Genomic DNA, 10,700 nt, shown 5'->3' on the forward strand with positions numbered 1-10,700 from the left:
CAAGGACGAGGTGAATACCGAGGCGAGGGCTTTGAGGTAAGAACTGATGGGCATGGGGTGATAAGAGCGGGTAGGGGACTATTTATTACTAGTTTTGTTGCTGAAAATGCCAAGCAAGGTTTTGCATATCGTCCAGAGTCCCTAAAATTATTTGAAGTATTTTATGATATAAATCAAGAAATGAAAGAGTTAAATTCCAAGTTTGTTAAAAATTTTGGGAAAAATCTTGTAGATATTGAAAATGCTAAATATAAAATTATAGGAAATGATGATGTTAATGAGGGTTTGACGACAGCGAATCAAAATATCTTAATAACCAGCCCTAGTAATATTAGCTTATTAGCAAATGAGGAGCTGGTAGCTTATTCAAATAGAGATCTCAATCTATCCGCAAAAGACAATGTCGATCTTAACGCAGGAGATAATGGGTTATTTAGTGCATTTAATAATATACAAATTACTGCACAAAATGAATTGGCTATTAATTCACTAAACAAAGATATGGAGCTTCAGGCTCAATCTTCTAATATATCAATTCATGCAAAACAAAATGTTAATATTGCAACTCAAAACAATAATATTAATTTAACCAGTCCAAGTGAAATTAATCTTAGTGTAGGAAACTCCTACATTAAATTAACACAAGATGGTATAGAAATAGGTACAAATGGAGATATTAAATTACATGCATCTAGCCATGAAATATTATCCGCTAAAAGCGAAGGTATAAAATTACCAAGTTTTAATGATGCTGACAGTTGGATACAACTTGCTCTCAGAGACTTGGTTAATGATGAGCCGATAAAGTCGATTGATTACATCATTAGCATGAAGAGCGGAACGAAAATTAAGGGAAAATTAGATGAAGATGGCAAAAGCATTGTTCACCAGTTGGACGAAAGTGGCATTGCTAATGTTGATTACCAATTTCCTGACGGTATCTCTGAAGAGCCTCATAAACAATATAAAAATTTAGAGTCGGATTTGAGTGAGTTATTAAGAGGTAACAACTTTTATTTGGGAGATGAATATGAGTAATTTTCAAGATGTAATAACGGCTTTTAATGATTCTATAAAATCAACCAAGGAGATGGTGGATTGACTATGGGGTTTATTGCAAGGTGATTTTAATGAGCAACAGACACCATCTCAAGTTATTGCCAATGCTGGCATTAGTATTACCTTAAGTACAACTGGTGTTGGTGTTGTTGCTGCTTGGTTGTTGGATTTTAGAGATTTTTGTGCTTGTGTGTATCTAATATATAAAGACGGGAGCAAATCTGGAAGTTTTAAGCCTAATGAGGTAAGCTTATTAAAATGGTTATTGCTGGTTATTATGATGGTAGGTTTAGTGCCTGCATTGGGAGACCTACTCAAAGGGGTATTAAGAATTGTCTATCTACAATTTATGGCAATATCAAAAACTGCTGGAAACCTACCAATTGCACAGCAATTTGATAAAGCAATAGATGCATCAATGCCTTATATTAAACAATTGTTGGGGCATGAACAAGTAAGAAAATATCTGTCTAAATTGGGTTGGCACAGACCCTTTAAGGAATTAGCTCAAGCATTAAGAAAGCATTATGCCGACATTACCAATGTAAAGGGACTGATTACCATATACGACAAAAAAATAGAAGAATTTAAGCAGATTTTTCAAAAAATTAAAGACTACCTGCCAAGTGGTGCAGAGCAAAAATATAATGAGTTATTAAAACAGTTACAAGCAGTGCGAGATGGATTGAATCAAAAAGCAAGTGAGTTACTAAAACCACTTCAAGACTGTGTGGATTCGTTGATTATCAAATTAGAAAAAGAAGATTTGGCTACTTATCGAGCTATTTCTGGTAGATTTTCTTCGCATTATTATGGTAGAATTGACAGCAAGACCAAAGCGTTTTTGGAGTCAAAAAAGTTACCGTTTCTAAAGAAAACTGCTTCGTTTCCAGCGTTGGAGATTACAGAATTTGAAAAAACTAAGGTGAGAAAAAAAGCAAAAGAAGGCTATCCAAATTTATTTAGAAAAAAGCCTTGGGATGAAACCCAGGATTATGAATATGTCATCGCAACTTTTTCTAAAAAAGGAGGTATGCAAGCAGTGCAATTAACAGGACCTATGCGACTATACCGTGTTATTGCACCTGCTCCCAAAGGTAGTGAGTTTGGCGAATTTTGGATTACCGAAAAAGTCTTTAAACAACTAAAAAGCCGTGATGACTGGCGAGACAGATTGGCGGTTAAGGTTGATTGGAGTGCCAATGGGCAGTATGTCACTTATGACATCAAGGCGGGAGAGACATTGAAAGTATGGCGTGGTCCTGCCGCCAGTCAAAAATTTGATAAACATACCGATTTATGGTATCAAGGAGGAACAGAACAGATTGTATTTTTTCCTGACCCTGCCAAAGTTTCTAAACGAGCAGAAACAGGTTGGGGTTATATTGATAATGACAAACAATTACTCAATAATCGCATTATTATCAACCTAGATGGAACCGCCAAAAAATGAATAATTTATCAAATCTTTTTAAGATGTATGGCAATCAGCCACAATTTTTACTCAACCCCTATCAACAAATCACTTGTTGGTCTGTGTGTCGCTGTTTTGATTGGCAAATTGGCGAACAAATGCTAAATTTGCTACTGCAACTAAAAGAAGTTGCATTAAGAATGGACGGCATCAATAAACAACGCTTGCGAGTGAGTTTTGATAATTGGAATCCTTACAATGTGTGGATGGACATTGTGGTTTCAACTTATCTCAACAGATATATTGATCAATTGCGAGAAGGCGTGTCTTTAAAAAAACAATTTCCCAATGAATTTTTTAGTTTTTGGTTGGATTTTTATACACTGACTCGCCTGATGGATGAGTACCGTATGGTATTTACCATTGGTGAAGCATTTCCCACCAAACAAGATGCCCATGATTTTGGTAAGATTTCTCGCGAGATTGCAAAGCTAGATTCCTTTTTAAAAGGTGGAGAGCAGGGAAAGTCTATCGGACATGGTTTGTCTAATGTGATAGACGGCAAGGAAAGGGAAAGAGATGTAAAAGAATATGCTACTTCTATCCATTACCTACAAGAACCCGACATTTACCCCACCTATCTTGTTTATCCAAAAGCCTTTAAATACGAACAAGAAATCAAGCAATCTGGTCTTTATCTGCCTGACAGTCCTTTAAAATCAATCAAGGTGTTTGATGTACGAGCTTCTGAGTTTAATGGCACGCATATTGAGTATCTTGATGACCCTGCCACCACCAAACTGATTAGACGAGCAGAGGGACCTATAGAATATGGTTTGTATGATTGGTACAGTGAGTTTTATCGTGATCCCTTCGGCGACGATTCTATCGCTGATCCAGGAATTGGTGGTGTGGATTGGATAGAAACCGACTGGTACTATGTTAAAGAAATCCCACCCAATACAGAGGGTATTCCCAACAATCCTTTACGATTAGAGCATTTGCGTTATCCTTTGGCAGAGGGGCAAAAATATATTACTCTTGAAGAGTTAAAACAAAGAGATGGTTATGCTTATCAAAACCCAAATGCGATGGTCAATGAGTACTTTCAAGTCGTGCATCGTTATGAGAAATTTTATTCCAACTATCTGATGACACATGGTGTTGATGGCGATTCATTGAGATATAGTTAATAAGATTGTAGGGGGTTTGTTATGGTGTTATTATGCAGTTGCATCAGCTACGTAGCATCCAAGCACAATGCGAAGAGCGAGCCTTGGATGACACGCTCATGCCCACCTTAGATGAGCTTAACACAAGCATGACAGGTAGGGACATCAATGACCATCATGTCAATCACCATGATGACGACTCAGATGACATCCTAAGCCATCCAGAGCTATCAAACCCACACATCGTCCTTAGCTCACTGGCGGGCATGACCTTGACTGCCAAACAAAACATTCACATCACCACTGACAACAACCTTGCCATCACCACAAACAAAGACCTAAGCCTTGCCACCACCTCAAAGTACAACCTAACCGTCCAAAACGGCATCAGAGTCTTTGTCCAAACCGGAGGCATTAAACACTACACCGCCAAAGACGACATAGAGCTACAAGCTCAACAAGGCAACATCAAACACATCGCCAAAGACAACATAGAGATTATCTCAACAGAAGGCAAAATCCAAATCACAAGCCCCACTCAATTATCCATCAACATCTGTGGTTCTGAGTTTAAAATGAACGAACAAGGCGTGTTTATCACAACACCTGGGGTGTTTAGAGTCAAGAGTAATGAGAAGGTGATGGAGGGGGGTGAGGGGGTGCCGTTTAGGTTGCCTAATTTACCCCATATTGTTAAACCTTTTAGCAATAAAGTGGATGTGTATGACTTGTTTCATCAATATAGCTTTGATGAGATTGAATATGTTGCTCATCTTGGCTCAGGTCAGCTTATTGAAGGAGTCTTGGATGAGCATGGTCGAACCGGCACCATCATGTCTGAGGATCAAGAAGAGATTGATGTCTTTATTGGTTTTAAAGATGCCGATTGGGGCTTGGAGTTGGTCGAAACAGATTTTGATGGCGATCCAGAGAGTGTTGCTTGCAATTCTGATGAAGATGAAGAGTGTGAGTGGCTTGGGAGTGATGATGATTCTTGGTGGGATAAATTTATGGAATGGTGGGATGCAGATCAAAAATCGAATGTCGAAGATAGAGTTGCTGATATTGCGGTAACCGCAGGAACTAGAGGCATGAGCAACGCTAATGGAGGTATTGTTGGTGCAGGAATAGCTGCGACTAATGGTGCAATTGGCATAAGTAGTGCTTTAGATAGTGAATTGCAGAAAGACTATCAATATTTTGTGCAACTGGGCGAGTTAAGACCAACTACAAAATTAACCTCTGTGAAGGGTTATGCACGTTGCAGACAGCTTGTTGATTGGGAGCAGGTGGTTCAAAGATATAATGGCTCTAGATGGAATGAGGTTAACTCCCAAGGCATGTCTCCACAAAGAGAAGTTTGGAAAATGTGTACTGTTAAAAAATAGTGAGTGTATTTATGGTTAAATATTTATTCATCATAAGTGTATTTTTGTTGTTGACAAGTTGCAGGAGTTACGAAAATATATCTTTATTGCATTATGCAGATCAGGCAGATTTAAATAGTATTGGATTAAATCAGGAAATCATTAAAAAAATTAATGATGAGAATATGATTGTGAATGGTAATAGTCGCTATGACAATTACCTAATACATCACTATGGGGAGTTCGATATGTTATTAAATTCAAAAAATCCAAACGAATTATATGTTGTGAAAGATGGTATTTTTTTGGTTGGGATTAGAGATAACGGAGCGATAGAGCTTTATGATAATAATACAAAATTTCCCAATCCATCAAGTTTATCCGTATTTTGGATGCCAAAACAATCAAATGTTATTTTGGCAAATAAAGAGAAAGTATACTTTGATATGGGCATAAATGGTGTTGATGCAGTATTTCAAAAACTTCCACACACAGGCGAAAAATCATATCTTAATTATGTCGATATTGTAAATTTTTTACCCCAATCTGATATCGAGGAAGCTTTTATAGATAATCTGCAATGTAAGGCTTTAGTTGGTCACTATGCCTGCTGCACATCAAACGGACAAAATTACGACGCATACCAGTTCCAAGATATAGGCTGGCAAAAATCCACTAATAAAAAGGTTATGCAATATTGTCAATCCAAAGATTTATCGCAGTTAAGGAAGAGGTTAAGACAAGAAATATACAAAGATTAATATCACAAAGGTCAGAACAATATTATTGAACCAACTCGGAGAACAACTATGCCCACCACCCTCCTTCGCATCCTCTTTCACGATTTGCGTAATCAACCCATGCCCAATCTCTACCACGAAATCCGTGAAAATGGGCGCACCATCAGTGCCGGCAACTCTGATGGTGGAGGGTATGGCGTATGGATGAGACGTCGTATTGGAAGTGTACTTGACATCGCAGTAAAAGACCCAAAAACAGGTGCGATGACCACCTTATCTGCTCGTATCATTGTTCAAAAGCCCAATCAAAGCAATGCCTATATTGCCAGAGTACAAGCACCATGCTGTAAACAAACCATCACACTACAGCCAAGACAAGGTACACAAGGTGATTATCGCCGTAAAACCCACACAGTCAAAAAAGGCGAAACCCTAGAGGGTATTGCCAAGCAATACAGCACAACTTTGCAAATCCTACATCATCTTAACAAAGACAAAATCAAAGACCCTAACAAAATTCAAGTGGGCTGGGTTTTAAAAGTGCCACCCAAAAACAGTGGTTTGCGAGATGCTAATACAAGCACAAATACCAAAACACAAACAACCAAAAACACCCAAACCAATCCCTATACCAAACCCAAAATCACCACGTCAAATTATCAAATAGAAAAAGGCGACACTTTGGGTAGCATCGCCCAGCGTAGTGGCAAGTCCATCTCTGACTTACAACGCCTAAATGGCATTACCGACCCCAACAAAATACAGGCAGGCAAATACATCAAGACAGGTCTGCCCAACACGCCTAAGCCTGCACAACCTACCACAAAACCATCATCACAACCTGTGCCATCCCAGGCCTCTTCCACAAGTGGTCAAAGTGGTGGTATACTAGACAAAGCACAAGAGGTTTTTAGTGATGGTATGGACTGGCTAGACCAAAAAACCCAACCGATACAAGATAAATTCGAACAAACCATTGACTATGGATCAAAAATCTTCAATGAGGGTGTTGATGTGGTCAGTCAAACAGCGGGCAAAATCAAAGACGATGCATTAGACGCTGTATCAGGATTGTTTAATGACAAACCATCCCAAACCCAAACACCATCCCAAGCACCAAAACCAACAGAAATAAAACCCATACAAACAACCGAACAAAACCAAAGAAGTCAAGAGGGTGGGACACCGAAGGTGGTGGTTGAAAGAGCTAAGCCTCCTATTATATTCCCTTTGATAGAACAGCCCTTAAATGACCCAGGTAAACCTTACGCCAACTTTGATTGGAGAAGAAAGCTCGGCGAAGAAGGGGCAACCCAAGCGGTTTTTAATTGGAACAGAAAAGGAGGGCGTAAGCACGCTGGGCGAGACTTGTATACTCGCATTCAAAATGCTGACAACAATGCCAAGTCAGGTAGTGTAGTGGTTAGTATAGCATCTGGAAAAATTCTCGCTGTTCAAAATTTTTATCATGGCACTCATCAAGTAACAATTAGTCATGTCACAGAAGATGGTAGAAAATTTATAATCAGATATGGAGAACTTGACCCAGAGTCGGTAGAGCACCTAAAAGGCAGGATAGGCAAATCCATAAATCAAGGAGAGCCATTGGGTGTAACAGGCGTATTAAAGGCTAATGCGGATGGTTCTGGACCTCCTATGTCTTTTAAAGCAGTAAAAGGCAAAAACATCTCAATGTTGCATTTTGAATATTTTACTGGCAAAGGACACTCCCTAGATAGAGCAGATAACCTAACAATTAAAAAAGCCAATATTTACGAAAGAAGAGCTGACTTAGCTGACCCTTTGGAGATATTATTGGAGGGGTATAGGGCGACTTTTATCAAGCCTTTACCAGTTGCCAATAATCAAAATGAAACACTTGAACAATTGGTTAAACAGTTGGGAGATATTATCGCTAGTGGAGAGGGTAGTTATGAGGCTTGGAATGCAGGTGCACCTAATGGACAAAGGGTTAAATATGGAAAAATGCAAGATAGTCCAGGTACGATAACAGGCAAAACTATCAATGAACTATTATACTTGTCTGAGGCATATAAGTGGACAGATTCGAGAAGGCGGTTTGCGACAGGAAAATATCAAACCATACCATCTACGCTAAAAGCCGCCAAGAGTCAAATTGGATTAACTGGCGATGAATTATACAATGCAGAAATGCAAGAAAGAGTATTTAGAGAGTACTTGGTTTACAAACAACCTTTGCTGAAGGATTTTATTAAATATGGCAAAGGTAGCATTGACGATGCAATGCAAGGTGCTGCACAAGAATGGGCATCTATAGGCATGCCTAAAGGTCGCAAGTGCCAAGATGGAGTGGCTTCTGATGGTGCCAGATCTTTTTATCATTCAAAAACCAATAGAGCAAGCCCTAAATCCACTAAGAGTGTTAGAGCTGTACTTGAAAGAATTCAACAATACCACCAAACCAAAAAAGAGGTTGAAAAATGAAAACAAATCAATTAATCGGTTGTGCTATAAAAGCATTGGGTTTTTTGTTTGTATTTTTAATTCAAGCTTGCAAGGCAAATGATATCCAAGTAACCATTTGCGAACCAGATTATCAATCCATATCATATTGCAACAAAGAATTTTTTAAAAAATTGCAAAATAAGAAAAAAGAAAAACCGGATTTTGATTTAAATAAATATTTGATTATATCAAAAATTCCATTAAATAATAGGAAAGATAAAATATTCTCACATTATTTCGCAGTTTTTGATCCTAAAAATAATGTATTATTTCCACTAACATTAGTAGTGACAAATTTTTCAAATCAAGATGGATATATGATAAACAATCCACCAACTATAAGATATTGGAAAGATAATGACCTAATATGTGTTAGTGGAAATATTATTTCATATAGAAACAGTTATGAAAATGTAGAAAATTATTGTTACAGATTTCAAGAGGACATAAAAGATGCAATCTTAATAAATAATAATATTTAGTTACTGATAAATTCAAATTATTTATGGTGAGATTTATGTATCGTATAAGTGTATTAATCATTTTCTTAACCGTTATAACCCTATCCGCCTGTAACAGTGGTCAAGAAAAAATTCAGCTCAATAAAAACAAAAGTGTTGAAGCGAGTCATCAATCGAATATTGATGAGGTTCATCATGTTTACTCAAAATTAAGTTCCAATTTATCAGGAAAGCTAAAAATTGCTTTACAAGAAAATCAACGTGATTGGAATAAAAAAACATCAGAGATTTGTGATAAGAATATTCGGACAGAAGAAAGACAGCGGTGTTATACTATAGAGAATAAAAATAGATTAAAATTTTTACACCGTCATCAAGATTACCTAACCAATTTGGCGGATAACAAACTAAGTGGTTTGGAACGAATTGATGGAAGGTATGTTGGTGGCTTCGATTCTTACTGCATGTGCAGTGCGATAATCCCCTTTATTGATACAAAAAGCGATACAATGGTTCTAGAGAGTAGTTGTGGCAAATTAATTCTAAAAGACCCGATAAATCGAGTGACTTTATTGAATGATCAAGTAAAATTCATCATGGTTAATGAAAATGGATTGAATTATGATGTCACATTTAAATATCACGAAAATCAATTTTATACAATTGTCATGGATGATACTTATGACATAACTAAGTATATGAACCTCCCATCATATCTTGCAAATCAAAAGCAATACCCTATTGATGTGGACTCAATGTGTGATGGTTTTGATGGATAGACTATGAGAAATACTGTGTTGTTGTCATTTTTGATCTTACCAACCATCCTTTGCACCAGTTGTAATGCTGATAACGCCACACATTCAGTTATTGACTCTAGTCCCCAAAAGGACACTAATCCCAATCCAACCATCACGCTAAACTGTCGAGATTTTGAACTTGGATATGAAGATGGTTTATTGTGTAATTATTGGCAAAAATCCAATCGCTTAAACCATATGCCAGACATAAAATACTTTACCAAATATAGACAAATTCACCCAATGAATGACTTGGGAGTGTCTGACTATGCCTATCATGCAACCATCAGTCTAATTTTGGATGACATAACTTATCATGCAAGTATTTATCCAAGTTCATGGATATCTCTTGAAAACCCCAACAAAAAAGTCAAATCCGAAATCACAGGGGATTTAGAAAACGAGAAGCATTATTATATCTGCCAACATAATAACTGTAAGTCTATGTTTTTATGGGAATACTCGGATGAGAGTATAGCGGGTCAATTTCCAAAAAGAGATGAAGACATAAGAAAAGAATATGGTTTGCTACTAGAAAAGCTTATTAATGAATCTGATAACTTATCTATAGCAAATATGCAAGAAAAAGGTAAACTAACAGCTAAAATAAGTTTACAAAACATCCATGCAAACAAAAGGCAGTGTGTATTTAGAAATGTCTCGCAAATTACACCCTTAAGGGATGCCATTCAAGCTTATCTCGATGGCACTACGACAGATGAGGAAAAACAGGGCTACATCACGAATACGCTGGGCATTAAAGATTTTAATGTTAAAATCAAGAACCATACTGCTTATATTAATTTTAGAAGTGAGCATTTGGAGATTGAAAGTCCGCAAGATGTTATAGATTTTGACTATAATATTACAAAAACTGCTGAACAATTTCCCAGTGTGCGATATGTCCAAATCTGCATTAATGGAATAAACAACTACCAAACTACTTTTTTTACAAACGAGCCTATCAAAAAGTGTGATTTTTAATAAGAGACTGCCCATCAAATTCCAAAACATAAAAAACCACCATCATTTAATTTGATTCATTACAAACCACACTCTTTACAACATATCTCCCAAAAAACACAGCTTCCAGCTGTGTTTTTTCTTAACCCCTTGACCCCCTCCCACCTCCCATGCTACAATCCAATCACTCCTAAATCATTCTCATTAACCCCACCTAACCATTCAATCATTCAATCT

General features: G+C 37.2%; 9 protein-coding genes. All 9 read left to right on the forward strand.

The window, feature by feature from the left end; all coding sequences use genetic code 11:
• The coding region (locus tag IM753_RS12125) for a DUF2345 domain-containing protein (RefSeq protein ID WP_194109398.1) at positions 1 to 1,038 on the forward strand (1,038 nt) is incomplete at its 5' end.
• A 76-nt stretch (positions 1,039 to 1,114) separates the two neighbouring features.
• Positions 1,115 to 2,512: a hypothetical protein gene (locus IM753_RS12130; RefSeq protein WP_194109399.1), complete on the forward strand. Its 1,398-nt coding sequence runs from the start codon at positions 1,115 to 1,117 to the stop codon at positions 2,510 to 2,512.
• Complete coding sequence (locus IM753_RS12135; RefSeq protein ID WP_115247931.1) at positions 2,509 to 3,666, forward strand: hypothetical protein; 1,158 nt, start codon at positions 2,509 to 2,511, stop codon at positions 3,664 to 3,666. The genes IM753_RS12130 and IM753_RS12135 overlap by 4 nt, the downstream gene beginning before the upstream one ends.
• Before the next feature lie 32 nt (positions 3,667 to 3,698).
• A complete protein-coding gene (locus IM753_RS12140; RefSeq protein ID WP_194109400.1) occupies positions 3,699 to 5,033 on the forward strand; it encodes a DUF2345 domain-containing protein in 1,335 nt (444 codons plus the stop codon).
• 11 nt (positions 5,034 to 5,044) lie between these two features.
• Positions 5,045 to 5,773, forward strand: coding sequence for a hypothetical protein (locus tag IM753_RS12145; protein WP_194093004.1), 729 nt, complete (start codon positions 5,045 to 5,047; stop codon positions 5,771 to 5,773).
• Positions 5,774 to 5,821: 48 nt separating this feature from the next.
• Positions 5,822 to 8,218, forward strand: a complete 2,397-nt coding sequence (locus tag IM753_RS12150; RefSeq protein ID WP_194109401.1) for a LysM peptidoglycan-binding domain-containing protein — start codon at positions 5,822 to 5,824, stop codon at positions 8,216 to 8,218.
• Complete coding sequence (locus IM753_RS12155; protein ID WP_194093002.1) at positions 8,215 to 8,721, forward strand: hypothetical protein; 507 nt, start codon at positions 8,215 to 8,217, stop codon at positions 8,719 to 8,721. Before IM753_RS12150 ends, IM753_RS12155 begins: the two co-directional genes overlap by 4 nt.
• A 35-nt stretch (positions 8,722 to 8,756) precedes the next feature.
• Positions 8,757 to 9,479: a hypothetical protein gene (locus IM753_RS12160; protein ID WP_194109402.1), complete on the forward strand. Its 723-nt coding sequence runs from the start codon at positions 8,757 to 8,759 to the stop codon at positions 9,477 to 9,479.
• Positions 9,480 to 9,482: 3 nt separating this feature from the next.
• Positions 9,483 to 10,484 (forward strand): GerMN domain-containing protein, encoded by a 1,002-nt coding sequence (locus tag IM753_RS12165; RefSeq protein ID WP_194109403.1) that lies wholly within the window; start codon positions 9,483 to 9,485, stop codon positions 10,482 to 10,484.
• Positions 10,485 to 10,700 lie beyond the last annotated feature (216 nt).

This window comes from Moraxella sp. K127, from assembly GCF_015223095.1.
Classification (GTDB): domain Bacteria; phylum Pseudomonadota; class Gammaproteobacteria; order Pseudomonadales; family Moraxellaceae; genus Moraxella.